Here is a 24,261-nt window from a genome sequence, read left to right as displayed (position 1 = left end):
CCTGGCTAGCGCCGATGCTTCTGGCGCAAAGGCTCCAGCAAGTCCATCAAGCCGTTGTGATCGACTTCATGCATCAGCGCCAGCAACCCGCCCAGCTCCCCGGCCGGGAAGCCCTTGCGCGCGAACCAGGCCAGGTAGTCACCTGGCAGGTCGGCAATGATCCGGCCTTGGTATTTGCCAAAGGGCATGGTCCGGGTGACCAGCAGTTCGAGGGTTTCCGGTTTCATCGGCGCACCTGGCTGTGGGAAAGCGCCGACCATACTGCAATCTGCACGAAGGCCAAAGCGCCAATCATGCAGAACGCCGCTTTGGTCGCTGTTAATAGAAAATTAACTAATTGATTTTAAAGGATTTATTTTTACTGAAAGGGTTGGCACGAACACTGCTCCATTACAGATGACTATCACCTGCCAAGGAGTTCGTGACATGAGCAACCCCAACAAAGACGTAATTGATGTGCTCAACGACCTGATCGAATACAGCAAGGATGGCGAAAAAGGTTTCAAGGCCTCGGCCGATGATGTGAAAAACCCAGAGCTCAAAGCCTTCTTCGTCCAGCGTGCTGGTGAGTGCGCCAATGCCGCCGGTGAGCTGCAAAGTGAAGTGCGCCGCCTGGGGGGGGACCCGGAGACCTCCACCAGCATCAGCGGCGACCTGCACCGTGGCTGGGTCAACCTCAAGGCAATGGTCACCGGCAAGGATGAGGAGGCCGTGCTCAATGAGGTTGAGCGAGGCGAGGACCATGCCCTGAAAGCCTACAAGGAAGCGCGCGAAAAACTGGTCAAGCTTGGCCGCACCGCCAGTGATCAGACCTACACCCTGGTAGAAAAACAACTGCAAGGTGTGCAGCGTAACCACGACCAGGTCAAGGCCCTGCGTAACGCAGCCCGCGCCCGCTCCTAAAGGGTAGGCCCCTCTACCCGGTTACGGCCATTGGCCTTGGCCCGGTAGAGCGCCTCGTCCGCAGCCCCCAGTACGCTCGCCAGATCGTGCTGAGGGCCTGCTTCGTACAGGCCGATGCCGATGCTTACCGTGACTGCACGGGTGTCATTGGCAAAGGGCGCCAGCGCCGCGACACTGGCCCGAATGCGCTCGGCCAGAAGCCGTGCGCCGGCCAGGTCGGTCTCCGGCAATATCACCTGAAACTCCTCGCCGCCATAGCGTGCCGCCAGGTCCGCCGGGCGCCTGATACACCCCTCGATGCACTTAGCCACTTCCCGTAAGGCATGGTCGCCACCCGCATGGCCATGGCGCTGGTTGAACGCCTTGAAATGGTCCACATCCACCATCAGCACCGCCAACGGTTTGTGGTTGCGTTGGGCGCGTGCCCACTCCTGGCGCAGCACCTGATCCAGCCGGCGGCGGTTGGCCAGGCCGGTCAGGCTGTCGGTGGCGGCCAGCGTGGCCAGGCCCTGTTCGGCCTCGTGGCGACGACGCAGTTCGCGGCCCAGCAGCAAGGACAGCCAAAGGATACCGATGCACAGCACACCGGTGGCAACGCCCACCAGAATCACGGTACGCCGCCATGACTGGAACACTTCATCGGCCGAATGCACCACCAACACGATCAGCGGCAGGTCAGCCACTCGGGCGAAGGTGTACATGCGTGGGGTGCCATGTGTGGCTGAGCGGGCGGTGAAGCTGCCACTGCGCTCGCCCAGGATGCGTTTGAAATTGGCGCGTTCGGCATAGTTGGTGCCAATCGGCGGGTCTTGCTGGCGGGTAGGCTGGCGGGCCAGCAGCTGGCCGTCGGTATTGAACAAGTTGATGCTGCTGTCATCGCCGATGTCCAGGCGCTTGAACAGTTCGCTGAAGTAAGAGAGGCGCAGGGCACCCACGGCCAGGCCGGCGAACTGGCCGTCGGGGCCGGCGATGCGCCGGCTGAAACTGATGCACCAGTCCAGGTCGCCCAGCCTGGCCTTGAAGGGCGGGCCTACCAGCAAACCGAGGTTGGCGTCGCGTACATGCGCCCTGAACACCCCGGTGTCGGCGAAGTTGGCCTTGCGTGGAATAGCGCTGGTGGAATCGCCCACCACGTTACCTTGCTTGTCGAGCCAGAGCACGTCACCGCGTTTACGGTCGACGAACGCTTCATTGAACAACAGGCGCTGGCGCAACGCGCCGGGCACTTCTGGCAACTCCTTGCGCCCGACCGCCCAAATCAGCCCTTGCAACGACTGATCGTAGAGTTCGGCGTTGCGCACGATGTCGCTTTCGATCAACTGGACGATGTTGTTGGAGGAGCGGATGGCGGACACCTCGACGCTGTCGCGCTCACGGGCCAGCAGGTAGCTGACGATGGCCACGATGGCGAGCACGGCGAGGCAACTGCCCAGGTTGAGGATCAGCTCGGGGTGCGACCTGTAGAGTGCAAAACGCGGTGATCGGGTGAGCATGCTCGCTACTGCTGAGGCAGGGCCATTCGCGGCGGCGACATTCTAGGGAAGTGGTGATTGTCGGACAAGATTTGTCCGACGGAATCACGCGGTGGTGCAGAGAACAGTGGTCGCAAGCCTGCCTTCAATCCGGTGGGAGCGGGCTTGCCCCGCGAATGGCCTCATGCGGTGCCTGGCACCGGCTGCGCCGGTGTTCGCGGGGCAAGCCCGCTCCCACTGGGTCTGCGTTAAGTCAATGAAATCTAGGAGCGGGTCAGAACACGTTCAACGGATAATCAACGATCACGCGCAGTTCATCGTTGTCACTGTTGCTGTCGATCGACGCATAACCCTGGCTGCCACGGTGTGCGGCATAACGCACCAGCACCGAAAGGTCCTTGAAGTCGCCTTCCTGGAACACGTATTTCACGTCCAGGTCACGTTCCCAGTGCTTGGCATTCTTGCCGTCGGCGCGGTAGTAGTCGTAGTGCGTGTTGCCCTGGTCAGCCTTGGTCAGGTCTGCCTCACCACGCGAATACGACAGTGTCGTGCTCAGGCCAGGGATGCCCAGGCCTGCGAAATCATAGCCGTACTGCAGCTTCCACGAGCGCTCATTGGGCGCGTTGAAGTCCGAGTACATGCGCGAGTTGTCCAGGTACACGCTGTCGCCCAGGTTGATGTAGTCGAACGGCGTATCGCCATTGACCCGCTGGTAGGCGGCCGTGACGCTGTGGAACCCGGCGTTGACGGTGAAGTGCACGCTGTAGGTGTTGTTGTCGATCTTGCCCAGCAGGGCCTGGCCGGTGTCCTGGGTGTGGTAGAAGTGCACGCCCGGGTTGAGGCTGACCAGGTCGTTGACCACATAGGTGTAGTCGAAGTCGGCGTAGTACTGGTTCCAGATGTCCTTCAGCTCGGCGGCGTAAAGGTTGGCGGTGATGTTCTCGGTACCGCTCCACGATGCGCCGGCCCAGTTCAGGTGCTTGCTCTTGTCGTGTTCGTCCAGCGAGCCGTAGTAGGTGTCGATGCGGCGGTGGCCGCTCTGGTTGTACGGCTTGGTGAAGCTGACCTGGCCGCCTTCGAGCAGCAGGCCGTCGATGCTGGTGTTGGTCAGGCTCACACCGCGGAAGGTCTGCGGCAGCATGCGGCTTTCGCCGCCCGCGATCACCGGGTTGGTGAGGAACAGGTCACCCGCCTTGAGCACGGTGTCAAAGGCCTTGAGCTTGACCGCCGCGCCAGCGGTAGAGAACGAATGCGGGGCCGCGCCCAACTCGCCATCGTCCTTGACATGCGCCGGCAGAATGCTGGTGCCGGCATGGCCGCCACCGCCGTCGAGCTTGAGGCCCAGCATGGCATGGGCGTCCACGCCAACGCCGATCACGCCAGGGGTATAGCCGGACTCGAAGCGCGCAACCGCGCCCTGGCCCCACTCGCGGGTGTCGCGCGCGCCGGCGTTGTGGTTGTCGCGGTTGAAATAGGCATTACGAAAATGCAGCTTGAAAGAAGAACCTTCGATGAAGCCATCAGCCTTGTCTTCATCTGCCTGAGCGGCGATAGGCATCATTGCAGTCAATGCAATGAACATCGGGGTAAAACGAAACGCGGAAGGCACCGGTACTAGCTCCTTTGGTCTGACGGTGGGGCAGTTTTTATTTTTGAATGTGCAACTTTTTTATTGGGGAAATTACAGCGGGGCTGAGAGTTAAAGCACATAAAAAAAGCCGCTGATCGGCAGCGGCTTTAAAAGGCTAACATATCGGCACCGGCGGTGCCCATGGCGTAGCCAAGGGAAATCGGGAGCAGGTACAGCGGCTGATCAGCTGTCAGCGTTAGCGTCGATGTTTACCTTGGAAGCTGTCTGCTTCGCATCTTTTACGGCGTCGGCCTGGTGTGCGGCTACAGCGTCGCGGGCCTCTTGATGGACGGCGGCGAGCTCTGCATTACGGGCGACGAAAGCCTGGGATTCTTCGGCCATGGCCAGGGGCGACAACAACAGGGAAGACAGAACGAAGACGCTGGCAATACCCATACTGTTGGACATTTGAAACTACCTTCTTGCGATGCAAGTGCTAATGAGGACAGGGCTAAAGTTAGTCCCTTGAAGGCACTTGAAACAGAGCGAAGTACGATAAGCACTATTGCGCAAAAGGTAACGATCGTGCGGCGATTGCTCAGGTTTTTGCTGGAAACCCGCGTAGTTGAGCGCTTGGCAGGCGAATGCCAAAGGTGTTGGCGCCGGCCTCACTGTGCACAAAAACCTCTCCGCCATGCATCAATGCAATCGCCTTGACGATCGCCAAGCCCAACCCATGGTTGCCACCGCCACTGTTGCTGCGCGCCGCATCCACCCGATAGAAGCGTTCGAACAGCAGTGGCAGGTGCGCATCATCGATCGCCGGCCCCGGGTTGCTCACGGCGATGCTGACCTGCTCCGGCCCGCTGTCGATCCGCACCTGGATCTGCTGGTTGGGCGCGGTGTGCTGCACCGCGTTGTTCAGTAGGTTGATCAGCGCGCGGCGCAGCTGGGCTTTCTCGATCGGCGCCTGGGCATCGCCACTGACCGTCACGCTGACGTGCGCGTCTTCGAGGATGTAGTCCAGGTAGTCCAGCGTGGTCGCCACTTCCTCGGCCAGCGAGGCCTGGGTCAGTGCGGTGGCCTTGCTGCCTTGGTCGGCGCTGGCCAGGAACAGCATGTCGTTGATGATGCTGCGCAAGCGCTCGAGCTCTTCGAGGTTCGATTGCAGCACTTCGAAGTAGTGCTCGGCGCTGCGGCCGCGGGTCAGTGCCACCTGGGTCTGGCCGATCAGGTTGGTCAGCGGCGAGCGCAGCTCGTGGGCGACGTCGGCGTTGAACGCCTCCAGCCGCGAGTAGGCCTGGCTGACCCGGTCGAGTGCGGCGTTGAAGGCCCCGGCGAACTGCGCCAGCTCCGGGGCCAGGTCGTGGGTCTGCAGGCGCCCGTTCAGGCGTGGCGGTGCCAGCGCCTGGGCTTCATTGGACAGCGCCAGTAACGGGCGCAGGCCGATGCGGGCTACCCAGTAACCGAGCACAGACGCCAGCAGCACACCGAGCACCGCCAGGCCGACAATGGCCACCAGCAGGCTGTGCTGCGCCTGCCAGAAGGTTTCGGTGTCGATACCGATCAGAAAGCGCAGCGGCGGGCGGTCGGCCAGGGCCGGCAGCTCGCTGACCAGCACCTTGTAGGGGTAGGGCTGGTCGGGCAGACGCAGGTCGCGCATGCCCTGCGGGCCTTCGGCAAACGCACGGACCCGCTCGCTGGGGTGGCCATACTCGTATGCCGGGTCGCTGCTGACCACCCAGAAGCGGATGCGTTTGTCCTCTTCGCTGAGCAGGTTGAGCTTGTTGCTGACCTTGGCCCAGTGATCGGCCGTGCCGAAGCGGTTGAGGGTGGATTCGAGCACACTGAAGCGCGCATCCAGCTCGGCGGCCGGCAGCAGGTCGAGGCTGTGGTCGACCTGGCGATACAACGCCGAGCCGATCAGCAGGAACACCCCCACCGCCACCAGGATGAACAGCGCCGACAGGCGCAGCGCGATGGAGTTAGCCCGCACGGCTTTCCAGGACATAGCCCATGCCTCGGATGGTGTGCAGCAGCTTGTTGTCGAAGGGCCCATCGAGCTTGGCCCGCAGGCGCTTGATGGCCACCTCGACGACATTGGCGTCACTGTCGAAGTTGATGTCCCAGACCAGCTCGGCAATCGCCGTCTTGGACAGGATTTCGCCTTGGCGGCGCGCCAGTACGCTGAGCAGCGAGAACTCCTTGGCGGTCAGGTCCAGGCGCTGGCCGGCCCGGCTGGCTTTGCGCGCCATCAGGTCGATCCACAGGTCGGCAACCTGGATCTGCAGCGGTTCGTGGCTGCTGCTGCGACGGGTCAGGGCCTGCAGGCGGGCGACCAGTTCGAGGAACGAAAAGGGCTTGCCCAGGTAGTCGTCGGCGCCCTCGCGCAGGCCATGGATGCGGTCTTCGACCCGCTCACGGGCGGTCAGCATGATCACTGGCGTCTGCTTGCGTGCGCGCAAGGCGCGCAGCACGCCATAGCCGTCCAGGCCCGGCAGCATCACATCGAGCACGATCACCGCGTAGTCACCTTCCAGGGCCAGGTGCAGGCCGTCGATACCGTCACGCGCCAGGTCCACGGTAAAGCCTTGCTCGCTCAGCCCACGGTGCAGGTAGTCGGCGGTTTTTTCTTCGTCTTCGATGATCAGCACACGCATGGTCTTGTCTCAACTGGCACTTGGCGCGGCCGCATTGGCGGCTCGGCGGCGGTGGAACAGGCGCTCCAGGGCCAAGTATATGACCGGGGTGGTAAACAGCGTCAGGGCCTGGCTCACCAACAGCCCGCCCACCACCGCAATGCCCAGCGGCTGGCGCAGCTCGGCACCGGTGCCAAAGCCGAACATCAGCGGCACCGCGCCGAGCAAGGCGGCCAGGGTGGTCATGATGATCGGCCGGAAGCGCGTCAGGCAGGCCTGGTGGATCGCCTGCTCGGGTGTCAGGCCGTGATGACGCTGGGCTTCAAGGGCGAAGTCGATCAGCAGGATGCCGTTTTTCTTGACGATGCCGATCAGCAGCACCACGCCGATCAGCCCCATGATGCTGAAGTCCTGGCCCATGGCCCAGAGCAGCATCAGCGCACCCAAGCCCGCCGAGGGCAGGGTGGAGATAATGGTCAGCGGGTGGACGAAGCTCTCGTAGAGCACACCCAGGATGATGTACACCGCCACCAGCGCGGCCAGGATCAGCCACGGCTGGCTCGACAGCGAGCTCTGGAAGGCCTGGGCCGCGCCCTGGAAGTTGCCGCTGATCGAGTCCGGCATGCCCAGCTCGCGCTGGGTGCGCTCAAGGATGCTCACCGCATCGCCCAAGGCCACGCCGGGGGCCAGGTTGAACGACAGGTTGGCGGCCGGGAACAGGCCATCGTGGCTGATCGACAAGGGCCCGGTGCTCGGCGGCGCCACATGGGCCACCGCCGACAACGGCACCATCTCGTTGCTCAAGGGCGAGCGCAGGTAGAAGTAGTTGAGGCTCTCGGCCTTGCCGCGTTGGCGGGCGTCCAGTTCGAGGATGACCTTGTACTGGTTGGTCTCGGTCTGGAACTCGCTGATCTGGCGCTGGCCGAAGGCGTCGTACAGCGCCTGATCGACGTCAGTGGTGGTCAGGCCGAAGCGCGCAGCGGCCTGGCGGTCGATGTCGATGCGGGTGACGCTGGCCCCCAGCTGCAGGTCGTTGGACAGGTCACGCAACGCCGGGTTTTCGCGCAGGCGGTCGGTCAGGCGCTGGGTCCACAGGTTCAGCGCCACGCCGTCGTTGCTCTTGAGCACGTACTGGTACTGGGTGCGTGATGGGCCTGAACTGAGGTTGATGTCCTGGCCGGCGCGCATGTACAGGACGATGCCCGGCACCTGAGCGAGCTTGGGCCGCAGCCGGTCGATCAGCTCGCTGGCCGACACATCCCGGTCGCCGCGAGGCTTGAGGGCAATCCAGAAGCGGCCATTGGCGATGGTCTGGTTGCTGCCGGTGACGCCGACGGAGTGGGAAAACGCCCGCACCGCCGGGTCGGCCTCGATGATCTTGGCCAAGGCCTGGTGCTTTTCGATCATGGCCGGGTACGACACGTCCGCTGCTGCTTCGCTGGTGCCGAGGATGAAGCCGGTGTCCTGCAACGGGAAGAAGCCCTTGGGGATGGCCACATAACCCACTACCGCCAGGGCCAGGGTCAGGCCGAACACGCCCAGGGTCAGGCGCTGGTGGGCAAGGGCGCGGTTCAGGCCTTTTTCGTACCACTTGACCAGGCGCTCGCCAAGGCCGCCGTGCTGCGCGCCGGTCGGGCGACGCATGAACAGCGCGCACAGGGTGGGCGCCAGGGTCAGCGAGACCACCACCGAAATCAGGATGGTGGCCGTGGCGGTCAGGGCGAACTCCTTGAACAGCCGCCCGACCACACCGCCCATGAACAACAGCGGGATAAAGGCGGCGATCAGCGAGAAACTGATCGAGACCACGGTGAAGCCGATTTCACCGGCGCCCTTGAGTGCAGCGGTGCGGCTGTCATCGCCCGCTTCCAGGTGGCGATGGATGTTCTCCACCACGACGATGGCATCGTCCACCACGAACCCCACCGAAATGACGATGGCCACCAGGGTCAGGTTGTTCAGGCTGAAGCCGAACACGTACATCAGCGCGCAGCTGGCAATCAGCGACACCCCGAGCACGCTCGACACCACCAGGGTCGCCGACCACTGGCGCAGGAACAACGCCATCACCCCGATCACCAGGGCCACGGCGATCATCAAGGTCAGCTCCACCTCGTGCAACGAGGCGCGGATGGTCTGGGTGCGGTCCTGCAGTACCGACACCTCGATCGACGCCGGGAGCATTTCCTGCAGCTTGGGCAACGCGGCCAGCACCCGGTCCACGGTGTCGACGATGTTGGCACCGGGCTGGCGGAAGATCACCAGGTTCAGCCCCGGCTGGTCACCGGACCAGGCCTTGACGTAGGCGTTCTCGGCGCCGTTGATGACCTTGGCCACGTCCTGCAGGTGTACGGGTGCACCGTCGCGGTACGAGACGATCAGCTGGGCATAGTCTTCGGGGTGGAACAGCTGGTCGTTGGCGGCGAGGGTCGACACGCTGTGCTCGCCGTACAGCGCGCCTTTGGCCAGGTTGAGGCTGGTCTGCTGGATGGCCAGGCGCAGGTCGGCGAGGGTCAGGCCGATGGCCGCCAGCTTTTCCGGTTGCGCCTGCACGCGGATGGCCGGGCGCAGTTGCCCGGTAATGTTGATCAGGCCAACCCCGTCGATCTGGCTCAGCTGACGAGCCAGCAGGGTTTCGGCATAGTCGCTCAGGTCATTGCCGGGCATTTGGTTCGAGCTGACGGTCATCACCAGCACCGGGCTGTCGGCCGGGTTGACCTTGCGCCAGGTCGGCGGGTTGGGCAGGTCTTGTGGTAGGCGCGCGGTGGCGGTGTTGATGGCGGCCTGCACTTCCTGGGCTGCGGTGTCGATGTTCTTGTCGAGGGTGAACTGCAGGATCAGGGTGGTCGAGCCCAGCGCGCTGCTGCTGGTCATCTGGGTCATCCCGGGGATGGCGCTGAACTGCACTTCAAGCGGCGTGGCGACCGACGAGGCCATGGTCTCCGGGCTGGCACCCGGCAATTGGGCAGTGACCTGGATGGTCGGGAAGTCGGCCTCTGGCAGCGGTGCCACCGGCAGGCGGGGGAAGGCGATGGCGCCCAGCAGCACCAGGGCGAACGTCAGCAGCAGGGTGGCGATGGGGTGGTCGATGCACCACGCCGAAACCCCGTTGCGCGTGTTCATGGCTGGCTCCGACGGTCGGCCATTTCCGAAGAGGCGGGCGCATCGGCGGTGACCTCTACCCGCGAGCCCGGCTTGAGCCGCGACTGGCCATCGAGCACCAGGCGATCACCCGCCTTGACCCCGGCGATGATGTTCAGCCCGCTGTCCTGGTACAGCACCTTGACCGGCACGCTGGTGACCTTGTCACCGTCCAGGCGGTAGACGAAATGGCCGTCGAGACCGCGCTGCACCACCGGCGGCGGTACCACCAGGGCGTTCTCTTGCATGGCGGTGCGCAAGCGAAGGGTGACCAGTTGGCCGGGCCACAGGCGCCCGTCCTTGTTGTCGAACTCGGCCTTGACCCGCACCGTGCCGGTGGTCGCGGAAATCTGGTTGTCGATCAACGCCAAGTGGCCCTCACCCAGCAGGCTGCGTTCACCGTCGGCGTCCATGTAGGCCTGCACCAGCGCCGGGGTGGGCGCTTTGAGCAGGCTTTGCAGGGTGGGCAGCATCTGTTGCGGCAGGGCGAACTCGACGGCGATGGGGTCGATCTGGGTCACACTGAACAGGCCCAGGGTGTCGCTGCTGCGCACCAGGTTGCCGGGGTCGACGTTGCGGATGCCGACCCGGCCGGTCACCGGTGAGCGGATCTGCGTATAGGACAGCTGCACTTCGGCATTGGCGATGGCCGCCTGGTTGCCCTTGACCGTGGCCTGCAACTGGTTGACCAGCGCCTGCTGCTGGTCGAGGGTCTGCTTTGACACCCCGTCATCGGTGCTCAGCAGGCGATAGCGCTTGAGGTCGACACCGGCTACCTGGATCTGCGCCTGGCTCTGCCCGAGTTGCGCGCGCGCCTGGTCGAGGCTGGCGCGGATGGCGCGGTCGTCGAGGGTCGCGAGCAGGTCGCCTTCCTTCACCCACTGGCCTTCCTTGACCAGCACCTGGGTCAACACCCCCTCTACCTGTGCGCGGATTTCGACGCTGTGCAGCGACAGCACCGAGCCGATGGCGCTGGCATAGCGTGGCACGTCCTGCTCGGCGACGCTGACCACGCGCACCGGAATAGCGGCCTGCGTACGGGGGGCGGGGGCCTCCTTACGCTGGCTGAGCCAAACGCCCAGCGCTACCAGGATGAGCAGCGCCAACGCGGCGAGGAAGACAGAACGGGACGGACGTCGCATCGGAGCGGGCACCTGGGCCAGAAGGGTGGGGACGGTTGTCTGTATTCAAGCTTATAGCCCCAGGACCGGGTCGGCAGCATGACGCCTGGCTGACAGGCCTGTCAGTTTCGGGTTTGCCGAAGGGTTTGCCGAAGGTTTTGCGGTGGTTTCGAGATCGAGCGCCGCCCGCGCGGCGCATCGCGACGCAAGGCCGCTCCCACATTTGTTTCGGGCCAGTCTCGCCTGTGATAGAGGCGCGCGACCGCCTTGCTTGTCCGACGCTACATTGAGTCAGGCGCCAAGGGGCCGCGCGCTCATGTCACAGGAGTAATTGGCCCGAAACAAATGTGGGAGCGGCCTTGCGTCGCGATGCGCCGCGCGGGCGGCGCTCGATTTCCGCTACACCACAAGGCTCAAACCATGCACCTGGGCCCACCCCGCAATCCCATCAAAAACCAATAAAAGCGTAATAAACCGGCGTTTCGCAGGTGGTATACAGGCCATGGCCCTGCAAACTGGCCGTTAGCTCTTCATCCTGCACATGCAGCGTCCACCGCGCACCGTTGTCCGCCGGCACCTGCGCCAGCGCGGCAGCAAAGGCTCCCATGTCCGGCAGATAAGCGGTAAACCCATTCCCTTTCAGCGCACTGGTGGTCATGCCCAGCGCCTGGCACACGGCAACCTTCGCCGCGATGTCATCACGGTCTGCCTGGCGCGACGCCTGCACCAGCGCCGCCAGCTGTGGGTCGGCCAGTTGCGTGCCGTGAATCAGCTCAGGCCCTTGTTGCCAGGCTTCGGGTGGGCAGTCTTTGCTCTCTGGCCGCAGTGGGATATGCGGGTTGATCTCCACCGGGTAGATACGGCACACCAGTGGGCGCTCGTCGTAGATGGTGCACAGGTCGTTATCGTCGAGGTTGCGACAGCGCCCCGGGTTGAATGCCGCGAAGGTTACCGAAACGCGGGCTTCAGTGTCGCCGCAGGCCACCGGGTGAGAGCGGCGCAGCACATGCTCGCGCTGCTCGACTGGCATGCCTGGGCCATCGGCCACGAAGGCCTCGTTCAAGACAATTACCTGGCCAGCGGAGGCCGCCCACTGGCGGGCTTCGTCGAGGGTCAGTGGCACATGGTGGCCGGTGCAGCACTTGCCGCAGCCGGTGCAGGCGAATTGCACGCTGTCGGTCACTTGGCTTCCGGGTTCCATTCGCTGACGAAAGCACGCTGGTGCTGGCGGTCGTACAGGCACAGTTCGGTGCCGGTGCGTTGCTGCATGTGTTTTTGCGGGTAGACGCCTTCGATCAGCAGGGCACTCATGCCGACCTGGTCATCGAACTCGGCGGGCTTGCCTCTCGCGTGGGCGTCCTTGAACTGGCTGGCGGCAAGGCACGCCTTGAGCATCTGCTGGCGCTGCTCGTTCCAGGCCTGGCTGCTGGAGGCCTGGGCAACACCGCTGAAGAGCGCGCAAACGACAAGGAGGGAGCTGAGAAACTTCATACGCGATTCCGGCAAAAATCTTCCGAGGGGAGCGAATTATGCCCGAGTCACCCCTGACGGCAAGCCGGGGAGTTTGTCGCTTAATATATCAACGCTCGGCAAACACCACCGCCCGCGCCGCCACCACCAGACAATCGGTCAGCTCCGGCGAGGAGAACTTGGTAAGGATGGCGTTGGCCCCTGCGAGTTTGGCTTTCTCACCGCTCATGGCGCTGTCCAGCGAGGTGTGCAGCAGTACATACAGGTGCTGAAAGTCTGGCGTTTCGCGCAGGGTACGGGTGAAGGCGTAGCCGTCCATCTCGGACATCTCGATATCCGAGACGATGATGTTGATCTCCTGCTCGGTGTCCTGCAATTCCAGCAACACGTTGATCGCATCCTTGGCGCTGCGCGCGGTGTGGCATTCGATGCCGAGGTTGCGCAGGGTGTGCACCGACTGCTGCAAGGCTACCAGGCTGTCGTCCACCACCAGGATGTTGGCGGCGGCCAGCAGGCTTGCGTCTTCTTCGGTCAGGGTGCCGTGCTGTGGCTCGGCTGCGGGTGGGGCAATGGCATGAATGACTTTCTCGATGTCCAGCACCTGCACCAGTGCGTTGTCGACCCGCGTCACGCCCGTGATGAACGAGCGGTTGCCCGAGCCGAAGGGCGGCGGTTTGATATCGGTGCTCAGGCAATGAACGATGCGGCTCACGGCCTGAACATGCAGGCCCTGGCGTGAGCGGCTGATTTCGGTGACGATCAGGCAGCCGCCCTGCGGGTCGGCCAGCGGGCGCTCGCCGATGGCGCGGGACAGGTCGATGACCGACAGCGAGTTGCCACGCAAGGTCGCCACGCCCTTCACGTGGGGGTGCGATTCAGGCAACTTGGTCAGTGCAGGGCAGGGGATGATCTCGCTGACCTTGAGCAGGTTGATTGCCATCAGCTTGCCGCTGCGCAGCGTGAACAGCAGCAGGGACAGCGAATCCGCGCGAGCTTTTTGCGTGGCCATGGTGACCTTCGTGGGGAATAGAGGGATAACGGGTTATCGGCGTGTTCGTGCTGCGCTTTAGTCCACAAGCAATGCCGCCTATCGAGAAGGCGCCGACATGGCACCGGCTTCGCCGGTGTTCGCGGGTAAACCCGCTCCCACAGGAGGATGTGACCGGGCCTTTTTCAGCGTTCGCGCAGGGCTTTCTTGGCCCGGTTCAACGTGCGGAGGGTGCCGTCTGGCAAGAAGGCCCTAGCGAAGCCCCAGCCGACGCGCCAGCCGACTGAGGTTGGCGCGGTCCAGGCCCAGTTCGCGCGCGGCGGCTGCCCAGTTTTCCGAGTGCCGTTGCAGGCAGCTTTCGATCACCTGGCGTTGGTAGCCGTCAATCGCTTCACGCAGCCCGCCTTCGGGCAGTGTCGCCTCCTGCAGAGGCGTGGGGGAGGGCAGAGGGTTCGCCGGGGTGACGGCACGCAGGTCCAGATCGATGGCTTCCAGGGTGAGGATGCGTGGTCGGTCGGGGTGCTGGCCCAGCGCCTTGAGTGCCGAGCGGCCGATCAGGTGTTCCAGTTCTCGCACATTGCCTGGCCAGTCGTAGGCCAGCAGCGCGGCCTGGGCTTCGCTGCTCAGGCGCAGGCTGTTAAGGCCCAGGCGCGAGCGGTTCTGTTCGAGGAAGTAGCCCGCCAATAGCAGCACATCGCGCCCGCGTTCACGCAGCGGCGGAACGTGCAGCGGGTACACGCTCAGGCGATGGTAGAAGTCGGCGCGGTAGTTGCCATTGCGTACTTCTGCTGCCAGGTCGCGGTTGGTTGCTGCGATCAGGCGGACGTCGACCCGGTGTTCACGGTCCGAACCCAGGCGTTGCAACTGGCCGCTCTGCAGTACGCGCAGCAGCTTGGCTTGTACGGTCAGTGGCAACTCGCCGACTTCGTCGAGGAACAGCGTGCCGCCGTTGGCCAGCTCGAACTTGCCAAGGCGTTCGCCATGGGCGCCGGTGAAGGCGCCGCGCACGTGGCCGAACAGCTCGCTTTCCACCAGGGTGTCGGGCAATGCCGCACAGTTAAGGCTGACCAGCGGTTTGTCGGCACGGTTGCTGGCCTGGTGCAGGGCCTGGGCCACCAGCTCTTTGCCGACGCCGGTCTCGCCGGTGATCAGCACGGTCAGTTCGCTGCCGCCGACCAGGCGTATCTCCTCCACCAGGCGCTTGTGCGCGGCGCTCTGGCCAATCAGCTCCTTGTCCTGGGTACTGGCCTGGCGGTAGATCTCGGCGCGGTGGTGTTCATCCTCTGCGCGCAGGGCCAGGTGCTCGATGCGCTCGGCCACGGTCACCGTGGCGGCGGCCAGGCTGGCGAAGGCCTGCAGGGCATCGAGTTCCAGGCTCTGGAACTGCCCAGGGCTGAGTGCATCCAGGGTCAGCAGGCCCCAGGGGCGCTCATCGACCATCAATGGGCAGCCCATGCAGTCGTGCACTTCAAGGTCGGCATCCGGGGCGTTGACCAGGCCGTCGTATGGGTCGGGCAGTTCCGAATCGCTGGCAAAGCGGGTGGGGTGCGGGCGGCTGAGCAGGATCTGGAAGCGCGGGTGCTCGCTGACCCGGAAGCGTCGGCCCAGGGTGTCGGGGCTCAACCCATCCACCGCCAGCGGCACCAGCCACTCTCCGTCCAGGCGCAGCAGCGCGGCGGCGTCGCACGGCAACAGCCCGCGCATGGCCTGAAGCAGGCGGCGGTAACGTTCCTGGTCGCTCAGGTCGCGGGACAGGTCGCTGACCAAAGGGAGGAGGGCGGTGAGCAGAGGTTTTGCAGTCATAGGGACTCCTGTTGGTCAATATGACTATACGCCGGGGTGGGTCTTTTTGACATGACCTGCGTCAACCCCCTGATTTTGCTGGCTGTAAAAGTTGGCACGAATGGTGAAGTAGCTAAAGCCATCATTTGAAGCCACAGGCTCAGGAGTTGTTGCAATGCTCAATGCCGAACAACGTGCAATCGTCAAAGCCACTGTCCCCCTGCTGGAAAGCGGCGGTGAAGCGCTGACTACTCACTTCTACCAGATGATGCTCAACGAGTACCCTGAGGTACGACCGCTGTTCAACCAGGCCCACCAGGCCAGCGGCGACCAGCCACGTGCGTTGGCTAACGGCGTGTTGATGTATGCCCGCCATATCGACCAGCTCGAACAACTCGGCGGCCTGGTCGGTCAGATCATCAACAAGCACGTCGCCCTGCAGATTCTGCCGGAGCACTACCCGATCGTGGGCAGCTGCCTGCTGCGTGCCATCGAAGAAGTGCTCGGCAAGGAAATCGCCACCCCTGAGGTGATCGCTGCCTGGGGCGCCGCGTATGGTCAGCTCGCCGACATCCTCATCGGCGCCGAAGAAAGCCTCTATAAAGAGAAAGAAGAAGCCGCCGGTGGCTGGCGTGGTACCCGCGAGTTTCGCCTGGTACGCCGCGAGCAGGAGAGCAGCGAGATCGTCTCGTTCTATTTTGCTCCGGTGGATGGCAAGCCGGTGCTCAAAGCCGAGCCTGGGCAGTACATTGGCCTGCAATTGTTCATCGACGGTGCCGAGCAACGTCGCAACTACTCCCTGTCGGCCCTGTGCGATGGCAAGGAATACCGCATCAGCGTCAAGCGCGAAGCCGGTGGCAAGGTCTCCAACTTCCTGCATGACGAACTGGTCGTGGGCCAGACCCTGCAGCTGTTCCCGCCCGCCGGCGATTTCACCTTGGCCGCCAGTGAAAAACCCTTGGTGCTGATCAGTGGCGGTGTGGGTATCACCCCGACCTTGGCGATGTTGCAAGCGGCGCTGCAGACTCAGCGTGAAGTGCATTTCATCCACTGTGCGCGTAACGGCGCCGTGCATGCCTTCCGTGATTGGATCGACGGCCTGGCCGCGCGTCATCCACAGCTCAAGCGCTTCTACTGCTATGCCGAGCCGCAAGGTGGTGCTGCGGCCGATGCCGTAGGCCTGTTGAGCGAAGACCTGCTGGCCGAGTGGCTGCCACGTGAACGTGACGTCGATGCCTACTTCCTTGGGCCCAAGGGCTTCATGGCAGCGGTCAAACGCCAGTTGAAGGGCCTGGGTGTGCCTGAGCAGCAGAGCCGCTACGAGTTCTTCGGGCCGGCGGCGGCGCTGGAGTAAACGCCTCTGGTTCGCGCAGGTTTCAGTGCAGGGGCAGCACAAGGCTGCTCCTGCCTGCTTATATAAAGGAAAGATGAAACAGGCGTCCAAGCTTTCATCTTTAATCCTCCTTTAATCACGGTATCCTTCACTCCCGGGTGTCGAGGGGCTTGCCCCTGCACGGCACCCGGGTAGCCGCTTTTTTGCCTCGCGACGTTGAACCGATGTCGCTACGGCCGGTCTCAGCCATCTCCGGATAGCCCCGCGCAGTGCTGTCACGTTGCCTCCTCGGCACGCTCAAAGGCCCTGCCCAGCGTGTAGAATTGCGCTCAGGCAGGCGGACCACGCGGCCACTATCCATCGAAGGAACCGGCAATGAACGAACAAACATCGCGCCTGAATCGGGAACGGCGCTTTCTGGTGCTGCTGGGGCTGATCTGCCTGTCGCTGATCGGTGGCGCCCTTTACATGCAAATCGTGCTTGGCGAGGCGCCTTGCCCGCTGTGCATCCTGCAGCGCTATGCCCTTCTGTTTATTGCCGTGTTCGCGTTCATCGCCGCCGCGATGCCTGGGCGCCGCAGCCTGACCTTCTTTGAAGGCCTGGTGGTGCTCAGTGCCATTGGCGGAATCGTTGCGGCCGGCAACCATGTGTATATACTCGCCAACCCCATGGTCAGTTGCGGCATCGATACCCTGCAGCCGATCGTCGACGACCTGCCCCTGGCCAAGCTGTGGCCACTGGCATTCCAGGTCGATGGCTTCTGCAGCACGCCGTACCCACCGATCCTCGGCCTGTCGCTGGCGCAATGGGCGCTTGTCGCGTTCGTGCTCACCGCTATCCTGGTGCCGCTGGGTATCTACCGCAATCGACGTCAGGCTTAGACAAAAGTCCCGAATTACATCGGGGCTTTTGCACCGCACCTGATGCGCCGAAAGTTGCTCCCCGCTTGATCCAGATCAATGACAAAGCCTTGTAGAATGCGGCTTTGAGGGCTACCCGGCGGGGTGCGACAAACTGTCGCGAAGTTGATCCATCGCGTCGCATTGTTGCAGATTCTGTAAAAGACTGTTGCTCAATAAGTCATAGTCAAGGGTTGGCGACCTATCTACAATCGCCCCCAATTTCCGTTCGGCACTGCTTGCGAGTCGCAGGATTGAAGGAAGCCTCAGCGCTCCCTTTTGCTGACTTCGTCAAGTTTCGCCCAGCGGCGATACCGAGCGGACACCCCTCCGCGTTTTCCCGCACCAAATGGACTTGGTCTGAAGTACAGGCCTGTTGCCTACGAAACCATAAGCACCGTTAAACCGCTTTAGCCAAGGTCCTGCAGTCGGACCCCTGGCAGGAGTGACTACGGGCGCGAAATGCCGCACTTGGCAGGACGAAGTGTTGGCTACCAAAACACAAATTGCATTGAAGCAAGCTGATCTAGAGGTCGTGAGATGAGTAAAAAGCGTTACCCCAGACTGTTTGGCATATTGCCCTTTTTAGGCATGCTTTTACTCAGTGGGTGCAACTGGACCCTGCTCGACCCGAAAGGTCAGGTCGGCATTGAGCAAAAGAACCTCATCCTCATCGCTACCGGCCTGATGCTGCTGGTGGTGGTGCCGGTCATCATCATGACCCTGGTGTTCGCCTGGAAGTACCGTGCTTCCAACAAGGCCGCCACCTACACGCCTGACTGGTCGCACTCGACCAAGATCGAGGCCGCGGTGTGGATCATCCCGATCCTGATCATCATTGCCCTGGGTTACTTCACTTACCACTCCACCCACAAGCTGGACCCTTACCGTCCGCTGGATTCCGACGTGAAGCCGATCCAGATCGACGTGGTCGCGCTGGACTGGAAATGGCTGTTCATCTACCCGGAACAGGGCATTGCCACGGTCAACAAGATCAACTTCCCGGCCAATACCCCGATCAACTTCCGCGTCACCTCTGACGCCGTGATGAACTCGTTCTTCATCCCGGGTCTGGGCGGCCAGATCTACGCCATGGCCGGCATGACCACCAAACTGCACCTGATCGCCAACGAGAACGGTGTGTTTGACGGTATCAGCGCCAACTACAGCGGTGCTGGTTTCACCGGCATGAAATTCAAGGCTACTGCCACTTCCCAGGCCGACTTCGATGCATGGGTCGCCGAGGTCAAGCAGTCGCCGCTGAAACTGGGCAAAGCCGAGTACGACGCTCTGGCCAAACCTAGCGAATACAACCCAGTCGCGCTGTACAGCGAGGCCCCGGCAGAGCTGTTCCAGTCCATCGTCGACAAGTACGAAGGCATGAACCGCGGCAAGCCGGTCCACGAAGAAGCAGGCAGCAAAGATCTGGCCACTACCAAGGGTGTGGAATCGAGTATGCAACCAGCTGCCGGTGCAGAGGAGTAAGAGATGTTCGGTAAACTAAGCCTGGAGGCGATACCCTATCACGAGCCGATAGTCATGGTGACGCTTGCCATGATCGCGCTCGGCGGTATCGCTGTCGTCGGTCTTATCACCTATTTCCGCAAGTGGACCTACTTGTGGAGCGAGTGGCTGACGACTGTCGACCACAAGAAAATCGGGGTGATGTACATCATCGTCGCGATGATCATGCTGCTGCGCGGCTTTGCCGACGCCATCATGATGCGTACCCAGCTGGCTGCCGCCACTGGTGGATCCGAAGGCTACCTGCCGCCTGAACACTATGACCAGATCTTCACCGCTCACGGTGTGATCATGATCATCTTCATGGCGATGCCGTTCTTCACCGGCCTGATGAACCTGGCCCTGCCTCTGCAGATCGGTGCACGTGACGTTGCCTTCCCGTTCCTGAACTCCCTGAGCTTCTACCTGCTGCTGGCAGGCGTGCTGCTGGTCAACATCTCCCTGGGCGTCGGCGAATTCGCCAAGACCGGTTGGGTTGCCTATCCGCCGCTCGCGGGCATTCAGTACAGCCCTGGCGTGGGTGTCGACTACTACATCTGGGCGCTACAGCTATCCGGATTGGGTACGACGCTTACCGGTGTGAACTTCCTCGTCACCGTGATGAAGATGCGCGCACCTGGCATGAAACTGATGGACATGCCGATCTTCACCTGGACCTGCACCTGGGCCAACGTGCTGATCGTTGCTTCCTTCCCGATTCTGACCGCTGCACTCGCTCTGCTGACTGTTGACCGTTATCTGGACTTCCACATTTTCACCAACGAGCTTGGTGGGAACCCGATGATGTACGTCAACCTGTTCTGGGCGTGGGGTCACCCTGAGGTTTACATCCTGATCCTGCCGGCCTTCGGCGTGTTCTCGGAAGTGACTTCGACCTTCGCAGGCAAGCGCCTGTTCGGTCACCACTCGATGATCTATGCATCGGGCGCGATCGCCATTCTTGGCTTTGCGGTATGGCTGCACCACTTCTTCACCATGGGTGCCGGCGCGAGCGTCAACACCTTCTTCGGTCTGGCGACGATGCTGATTTCGATCCCGACCGGTGTGAAGTTGTTCAACTGGCTGTTCACCATCTACCAGGGCCGCCTGCGCTTCACCGCGCCAGTACTCTGGACCCTGGGCTTCATGGTCACCTTCTCCATCGGTGGCATGACCGGCGTTCTGCTGGCCGTTCCAGGTGCTGACTTCGTTCTGCACAACAGCCTGTTCGTAATTGCTCACTTCCACAACGTGATCATCGGTGGCGCGGTATTCGGCTACATCGCCGGTTTCGCCTTCTGGTTCCCGAAAGCCTTCGGTTTCACCCTGAACGAGAAGTGGGGCAAAGCTGCCTTCTGGTTCTGGATCTCGGGCTTCTACGTTGCGTTCATGCCGCTGTACGCCCTGGGCTTCATGGGCATGACCCGTCGTCTGAACCACTCCGACAACCCACTGTGGGAACCCTACCTGTGGGTAGCTGTTGTCGGCGCCGTGCTGATCCTGTTCGGTATCGCTTGCCAGCTGATCCAGATCTTCGTTTCGGTCCGCGACCGCAACCAGAACCTGGACGTGACCGGCGACCCATGGGGCGGCCGTACCCTGGAATGGTCGACTTCTTCGCCACCTCCGTTCTACAACTTCGCTCACATGCCTGAGAAAGTTGGTCTGGACGCCTGGCACGAAGCCAAAGAAGCCGGTGTTGCCTACAAGGTGCCGGGCAAGTACGAAGCGATCCACATGCCGAGCAACACCTCTACCGGTTTGTTCATGGGCCTGCTGCTGACCGTCTTCGGCTTTGCCTTCATCTGGCACATCTGGTGGCTGGTAGGTGCGAGCCTGGTTGCAACCATCGCTGTCTTCGTTCGCCACGCTGCGCGTGACGACCAGGGCTACATGGTGCCTGCCGAGGAAGTGGCGCGTATCGAAGGCGAGCGCTTGAAAGCCCTGGCCAAGGCCGGTGCACTGCCTGCTGGCGGCGCACGTGTCGAATCGTTTGAACGGGTGTAATCAATGTCCAGTCAAGTAATCCACGGCGCTGCTCATGGTCACGACCATGGGCACGACGATCACCACCACGACTCGGGCCAGATGACCGTACTCGGTTTCTGGCTGTACCTGATGACCGACTGCATCTTGTTTGCGTCGCTCTTCGCCACCTACGCGGTGCTGTCCGGCAGTTTTGCCGGCGGCCCGTCGGGTCATGACATTTTCCAGCTCGACTTCGTAGCGGTCGAAACTGCCTTCCTGCTGCTGTCCTCGATCACCTTCGGCTTCGCCATGCTGAAGCTGTTCGATGGCAAGAAAGCAGGCGTACTGGGCTGGTTGGCTGTGACCTTCCTGTTCGGTGCTGCGTTCATCGCGATGGAAATCTATGAATTCCATCACCTGATCGCCGAAGGCTTCGGCCCGCAGCGCAGTGGCTTCCTGTCGGCGTTCTTCGCGCTGGTCGGTACCCACGGTCTGCACGTGACTGCAGGTCTGATCTGGATGGCAATCCTGATGTATCAGATCAGCACCAAGGGCATTACCCCGACTGCCAAGACCCGCATGAGCTGCCTGAGCCTGTTCTGGCACTTCCTGGACGTGGTCTGGATCTGCGTATTCACCGTCGTCTACCTGCTGGGGGTTCTGTAATGGCTAACGCACACGACACTCATCACGAAGGTAATCACGGCAGCGTGAAGTCCTACATGATCGGCTTTGTACTGTCGATCATCCTGACCGCGATCCCGTTCGGCCTGGTGATGTTCCCAAGCCTGCCGAAGAACCTGACCGTTCTGGTCGTGGTCGCGATGGCTGTGATTCAGGTAGTAGTGCACCTCGTGTACTTCCTGCACATGGACCGCTCGAAAGAGCAGCGTTCCAACGTGTCGACGTTCCTGTTTACCGCCATGGTAATTGCACTGCTGGTCGGCCTGTCGCTGTGGATCATGTTCAACATCCACATCGAAATGATGGCCAAGTGAGGTAAGACTGCATGTCCGTTAAGCACTTTATCCAAATCACCAAACCGGGGATCATTTTCGGTAACGTGCTTTCCGTGGCAGGCGGTTTCTTCCTTGCCGCGAAGGGCCATGTGGACTTCGCCCTGTTCCTGGCGGTGGTGGTAGGTACTTCTCTGGTGGTGGCGTCGGGTTGTGTGTTCAACAACTGCATCGACCGCGACATCGACATCAAGATGGAACGTACCAAGAACCGCGTCATGGTCCAGGGCGGCATGTCGCTGCCCCTCGCGCTGATCTACGCCACCCTGCTTGGGGTGGCGGGTTTCAGCCTGCTGTATGTCCAGGCCAACCCACTGTCGGCGTTCTGTGCGCTGATCGGCTTCATCGTCTACGTCGGTTTCTACAGCCTCTGGCTGAAGCGTAAATCGGTGCACGGCACCTTGGTCGGCAGCCTTTCGGGTGCCATGCCTCCGGTGATCGGCTACTGCGCCGTGAGCAATAGCTTCGACTTGGCTGCAGTGACCCTGCTGGTGATGTTCAGCCTGTGGCAGATGCCGCACAGCTTTGCGATCGCCATCTTCCGCTTCAAGGATTACAGCGCTGCCAACATCCCGGTCCTGCCGGTGGCGCGCGGTATTCTTGCAGCCAAGAAGCAGATCGTGCTGTACGTGCTGGCCTTCGTGCTCGCGACCCTGATGCTCACCCTCGGCGGTTACGCCGGCCTCGGTTACATGGCCGTGGCTGCTGCCATGGGCCTGTACTGGCTGTACATGGCATGGGGTGGCTACAAGGCCGAGGACGACAGCAAGTGGGCCCGCAAGGTGTTCGGCTTCTCGATCCTCACCGTCACTGCCCTGAGCGTGATGATGTCGGTAGACAGCCAGACCGCTGCGGACGTGCTGATGACCTACGCACGCTGATACCGCTGCCTGTTACACGAAAACCCCGGCCATGTGCCGGGGTTTTTTTATGGGTGTTCTCCTGTGCCGGCCTCTTCGCGGGGCAAGCCCGCTCCCACCGGTGCGATCCCTGTGGGAGCGGGCTTGCCCCGCGAAGAGGCCGCCCCTGAAAACATAATTCTCTAATTTTCAAAAAATACATCTGAAAAATTCTAACAAAACAGGATTTTGTCCTTTACACGAATCCTGTTTCGGCACTATCTTCTGATCCAGGCCGCCACATCGGCCAACGTCGCTCGGACGGTTCCGGGCGCTTACGTACTCAGAGGAAACCATGGCCAACCCAGGTTCGCCGCGCCGCTTTGCGCGCATTGATCGTCTCCCCCCTTATGTCTTCAACATCACCGCCGAGCTCAAGATGGCCGCCCGACGCCGTGGCGAAGACATCATCGACCTGAGCATGGGCAACCCCGATGGCGCGACCCCGCCGCACATCGTCGAGAAACTGGTGCAGGTCGCTCAGCGCGAAGACACTCACGGCTACTCCACCTCCCGCGGCATCCCACGCCTGCGCCGGGCCATCTCCAACTGGTACAAGGACCGCTACGAGGTCGACATCGACCCGGAAAGCGAAGCCATCGTCACCATTGGCTCCAAGGAAGGCCTGGCCCACCTGATGCTCGCCACCCTCGATCAGGGCGACACGGTGCTGGTGCCCAACCCCAGCTACCCGATCCACATCTACGGCGCCGTGATCGCCGGCGCCCAGGTGCGTTCGGTGCCACTGGTGCCGGGTGTGGACTTCTTCAATGAGCTTGAGCGGGCCATCCGCGAGTCCATCCCCAAGCCAAAGATGATGATCCTCGGCTTCCCGTCCAACCCTACCGCGCAGTGCGTGGAACTGGACTTCTTCGAGCGCGTGGTGGCACTGGCCAAGCAGTATGGTGTGCTGGTGATCCACGACCTGGCCTACGCCGATATCGTCTACGACGGCTGGAAAGCACCTTCGATCATGCAGGTGCCAGGCGCCAAGGACATTGCGGTGGAGTTCTTCACGCTGTCCAAAAGCTACAACATGGCCGGCTGGCGTATTGGCTTCATGGTGGGCAACCCAGAGCTGGTCAATGCCCTGGCGCGAATCAAGAGCTACCACGACTACGGTACCTTCACGCCCTTGCAGGTGGCAGCCATCGCGGCGCTTGAAGGCGACCAACAGTGCGTGCGCGATATCGCCGAGCAGTACCGCCAGCGCCGTAACCTGTTGGTGAAGGGTTTGCACGAACTGGGCTGGATGGTCGAGAACCCCAAGGCATCGATGTACGTGTGGGCGAAGATCCCGCCGGAGTATGCGCACCTTGGCTCGCTGGAGTTTTCCAAGAAGCTGTTGGCCGAGGCCAAGGTTTGCGTGTCGCCGGGTATCGGCTTTGGCGATTATGGCGACGACCACGTGCGTTTTGCGCTGATCGAGAACCAGGACCGTATTCGCCAGGCTATCCGGGGTATCCGCCAGATGTTCAGGGCCGATGGCCTGACCCAGAAGTAAGCAGCAAGGGGCCGCTCGGCGGCCCCAGTTCTGTCGATGGGGGTGGCCTTCC

Annotated in this window: 21 protein-coding genes; 9 read left to right on the top strand and 12 right to left on the bottom strand. The window is 62.2% G+C overall.

The window, feature by feature from the left end; translation table 11 throughout:
• Positions 1-5 precede the first annotated feature (5 nt).
• On the bottom strand, positions 6-227 hold the full coding sequence (locus OGV19_RS19625; RefSeq protein WP_027595485.1) for a DUF3820 family protein: 222 nt from the start codon (positions 225-227) through the stop codon (positions 6-8).
• A 199-nt stretch (positions 228-426) separates the two neighbouring features.
• On the opposite strand from OGV19_RS19625, the gene OGV19_RS19620 reads away from it, so the two are divergent.
• Positions 427-903: a ferritin-like domain-containing protein gene (locus OGV19_RS19620; protein WP_264310262.1), complete on the top strand. Its 477-nt coding sequence runs from the start codon at positions 427-429 to the stop codon at positions 901-903.
• On the opposite strand, the gene OGV19_RS19615 is transcribed toward OGV19_RS19620, so the two are convergent.
• The 11 genes from OGV19_RS19615 to norR form a co-directional block, all read right to left on the bottom strand.
• Entirely contained in the window at positions 900-2,396 is a 1,497-nt protein-coding gene (locus tag OGV19_RS19615; protein ID WP_264310261.1) for a sensor domain-containing diguanylate cyclase, read from the bottom strand. The two genes, OGV19_RS19620 and OGV19_RS19615, sit on opposite strands and share 4 nt — an antisense overlap.
• Before the next feature lie 253 nt (positions 2,397-2,649).
• Complete coding sequence (locus tag OGV19_RS19610; protein ID WP_264310260.1) at positions 2,650-3,984, bottom strand: OprD family porin; 1,335 nt, start codon at positions 3,982-3,984, stop codon at positions 2,650-2,652.
• A gap of 204 nt (positions 3,985-4,188) precedes the next feature.
• Positions 4,189-4,413 carry a hypothetical protein gene (locus tag OGV19_RS19605; RefSeq protein WP_264310259.1) on the bottom strand — a complete coding sequence of 75 codons (225 nt, stop codon included), beginning with the start codon at positions 4,411-4,413 and terminating at the stop codon, positions 4,189-4,191.
• A 130-nt stretch (positions 4,414-4,543) separates the two neighbouring features.
• A complete protein-coding gene (locus tag OGV19_RS19600) occupies positions 4,544-5,956 on the bottom strand; it encodes a heavy metal sensor histidine kinase (RefSeq protein ID WP_264310258.1) in 1,413 nt (470 codons plus the stop codon).
• Positions 5,931-6,605 (bottom strand): heavy metal response regulator transcription factor, encoded by a 675-nt coding sequence (locus OGV19_RS19595; protein ID WP_264310257.1) that lies wholly within the window; start codon positions 6,603-6,605, stop codon positions 5,931-5,933. The genes OGV19_RS19600 and OGV19_RS19595 overlap by 26 nt, the downstream gene beginning before the upstream one ends.
• A gap of 9 nt (positions 6,606-6,614) precedes the next feature.
• Complete coding sequence (locus tag OGV19_RS19590; protein WP_264310256.1) at positions 6,615-9,707, bottom strand: multidrug efflux RND transporter permease subunit; 3,093 nt, start codon at positions 9,705-9,707, stop codon at positions 6,615-6,617.
• Positions 9,704-10,867, bottom strand: a complete 1,164-nt coding sequence (locus OGV19_RS19585) for an efflux RND transporter periplasmic adaptor subunit (RefSeq protein WP_264310255.1) — start codon at positions 10,865-10,867, stop codon at positions 9,704-9,706. The genes OGV19_RS19590 and OGV19_RS19585 overlap by 4 nt, the downstream gene beginning before the upstream one ends.
• 427 nt (positions 10,868-11,294) lie before the next feature.
• The gene (locus OGV19_RS19580; RefSeq protein WP_264310254.1) at positions 11,295-12,029 is read right to left on the bottom strand and encodes a YkgJ family cysteine cluster protein; all 735 of its coding nucleotides are present in this window, start codon (positions 12,027-12,029) and stop codon (positions 11,295-11,297) included.
• A complete protein-coding gene (locus OGV19_RS19575; protein ID WP_264310253.1) occupies positions 12,026-12,337 on the bottom strand; it encodes a hypothetical protein in 312 nt (103 codons plus the stop codon). The genes OGV19_RS19580 and OGV19_RS19575 overlap by 4 nt, the downstream gene beginning before the upstream one ends.
• A gap of 88 nt (positions 12,338-12,425) precedes the next feature.
• A complete protein-coding gene (locus OGV19_RS19570) occupies positions 12,426-13,325 on the bottom strand; it encodes a chemotaxis protein (RefSeq protein WP_264310252.1) in 900 nt (299 codons plus the stop codon).
• A gap of 231 nt (positions 13,326-13,556) precedes the next feature.
• Positions 13,557-15,107: a nitric oxide reductase transcriptional regulator NorR gene (gene norR, locus OGV19_RS19565; RefSeq protein WP_264310251.1), complete on the bottom strand. Its 1,551-nt coding sequence runs from the start codon at positions 15,105-15,107 to the stop codon at positions 13,557-13,559.
• Between the two features lie 154 nt (positions 15,108-15,261).
• Here norR and hmpA point away from each other — a divergent pair, with 154 nt between their 5' ends.
• The 8 genes from hmpA (at position 15,262) to alaC (ending at position 24,209) form a co-directional block, all read left to right on the top strand.
• Positions 15,262-16,440, top strand: coding sequence for an NO-inducible flavohemoprotein (hmpA, locus tag OGV19_RS19560; RefSeq protein ID WP_264310250.1), 1,179 nt, complete (start codon positions 15,262-15,264; stop codon positions 16,438-16,440).
• A 354-nt stretch (positions 16,441-16,794) separates the two neighbouring features.
• Positions 16,795-17,301: a disulfide bond formation protein B gene (locus tag OGV19_RS19555; protein ID WP_264310249.1), complete on the top strand. Its 507-nt coding sequence runs from the start codon at positions 16,795-16,797 to the stop codon at positions 17,299-17,301.
• Positions 17,302-17,859: 558 nt separating this feature from the next.
• Positions 17,860-18,804 carry a ubiquinol oxidase subunit II gene (gene cyoA, locus OGV19_RS19550; RefSeq protein ID WP_264310248.1) on the top strand — a complete coding sequence of 315 codons (945 nt, stop codon included), beginning with the start codon at positions 17,860-17,862 and terminating at the stop codon, positions 18,802-18,804.
• A gap of 3 nt (positions 18,805-18,807) precedes the next feature.
• Entirely contained in the window at positions 18,808-20,829 is a 2,022-nt protein-coding gene (gene cyoB, locus OGV19_RS19545) for a cytochrome o ubiquinol oxidase subunit I (RefSeq protein WP_264310247.1), read from the top strand.
• A 3-nt stretch (positions 20,830-20,832) separates the two neighbouring features.
• A complete protein-coding gene (gene cyoC, locus OGV19_RS19540; RefSeq protein WP_264310246.1) occupies positions 20,833-21,456 on the top strand; it encodes a cytochrome o ubiquinol oxidase subunit III in 624 nt (207 codons plus the stop codon).
• Positions 21,456-21,788, top strand: coding sequence for a cytochrome o ubiquinol oxidase subunit IV (gene cyoD, locus OGV19_RS19535; RefSeq protein ID WP_264310245.1), 333 nt, complete (start codon positions 21,456-21,458; stop codon positions 21,786-21,788). Before cyoC ends, cyoD begins: the two co-directional genes overlap by 1 nt.
• Positions 21,789-21,799: 11 nt before the next feature.
• Positions 21,800-22,687, top strand: a complete 888-nt coding sequence (gene cyoE / locus OGV19_RS19530) for a heme o synthase (protein WP_264310244.1) — start codon at positions 21,800-21,802, stop codon at positions 22,685-22,687.
• Between the two features lie 313 nt (positions 22,688-23,000).
• On the top strand, positions 23,001-24,209 hold the full coding sequence (alaC, locus tag OGV19_RS19525; protein WP_264310243.1) for an alanine transaminase: 1,209 nt from the start codon (positions 23,001-23,003) through the stop codon (positions 24,207-24,209).
• Positions 24,210-24,261: the final 52 nt, after the last annotated feature.

It is taken from the genome of Pseudomonas putida, from assembly GCF_025905425.1.
GTDB classification, from domain to species: Bacteria; Pseudomonadota; Gammaproteobacteria; order Pseudomonadales; family Pseudomonadaceae; genus Aquipseudomonas; species Aquipseudomonas putida_AF.
The sequence above is the reverse complement of the archived record's forward strand: the minus strand, read 5'-3'. Positions and strand labels throughout refer to the sequence as shown.

Coding starts and splice junctions, on each gene's coding strand:
- OGV19_RS19625 (WP_027595485.1), bottom strand. CDS start 227: ATGAAACCGGAAACCCTCGAACTGCTGGTCACCCGGACCATGCCCTTT.
- OGV19_RS19620 (WP_264310262.1), top strand. CDS start 427: ATGAGCAACCCCAACAAAGACGTAATTGATGTGCTCAACGACCTGATC.
- OGV19_RS19615 (WP_264310261.1), bottom strand. CDS start 2,396: ATGCTCACCCGATCACCGCGTTTTGCACTCTACAGGTCGCACCCCGAG.
- OGV19_RS19605 (WP_264310259.1), bottom strand. CDS start 4,413: ATGTCCAACAGTATGGGTATTGCCAGCGTCTTCGTTCTGTCTTCCCTG.
- OGV19_RS19600 (WP_264310258.1), bottom strand. CDS start 5,956: ATGTCCTGGAAAGCCGTGCGGGCTAACTCCATCGCGCTGCGCCTGTCG.
- OGV19_RS19595 (WP_264310257.1), bottom strand. CDS start 6,605: ATGCGTGTGCTGATCATCGAAGACGAAGAAAAAACCGCCGACTACCTG.
- OGV19_RS19590 (WP_264310256.1), bottom strand. CDS start 9,707: ATGAACACGCGCAACGGGGTTTCGGCGTGGTGCATCGACCACCCCATC.
- OGV19_RS19585 (WP_264310255.1), bottom strand. CDS start 10,867: ATGCGACGTCCGTCCCGTTCTGTCTTCCTCGCCGCGTTGGCGCTGCTC.
- OGV19_RS19575 (WP_264310253.1), bottom strand. CDS start 12,337: ATGAAGTTTCTCAGCTCCCTCCTTGTCGTTTGCGCGCTCTTCAGCGGT.
- OGV19_RS19570 (WP_264310252.1), bottom strand. CDS start 13,325: ATGGCCACGCAAAAAGCTCGCGCGGATTCGCTGTCCCTGCTGCTGTTC.
- norR (WP_264310251.1), bottom strand. CDS start 15,107: ATGACTGCAAAACCTCTGCTCACCGCCCTCCTCCCTTTGGTCAGCGAC.
- hmpA (WP_264310250.1), top strand. CDS start 15,262: ATGCTCAATGCCGAACAACGTGCAATCGTCAAAGCCACTGTCCCCCTG.
- OGV19_RS19555 (WP_264310249.1), top strand. CDS start 16,795: ATGAACGAACAAACATCGCGCCTGAATCGGGAACGGCGCTTTCTGGTG.
- cyoA (WP_264310248.1), top strand. CDS start 17,860: ATGAGTAAAAAGCGTTACCCCAGACTGTTTGGCATATTGCCCTTTTTA.
- cyoB (WP_264310247.1), top strand. CDS start 18,808: ATGTTCGGTAAACTAAGCCTGGAGGCGATACCCTATCACGAGCCGATA.
- cyoC (WP_264310246.1), top strand. CDS start 20,833: ATGTCCAGTCAAGTAATCCACGGCGCTGCTCATGGTCACGACCATGGG.
- cyoD (WP_264310245.1), top strand. CDS start 21,456: ATGGCTAACGCACACGACACTCATCACGAAGGTAATCACGGCAGCGTG.
- cyoE (WP_264310244.1), top strand. CDS start 21,800: ATGTCCGTTAAGCACTTTATCCAAATCACCAAACCGGGGATCATTTTC.
- alaC (WP_264310243.1), top strand. CDS start 23,001: ATGGCCAACCCAGGTTCGCCGCGCCGCTTTGCGCGCATTGATCGTCTC.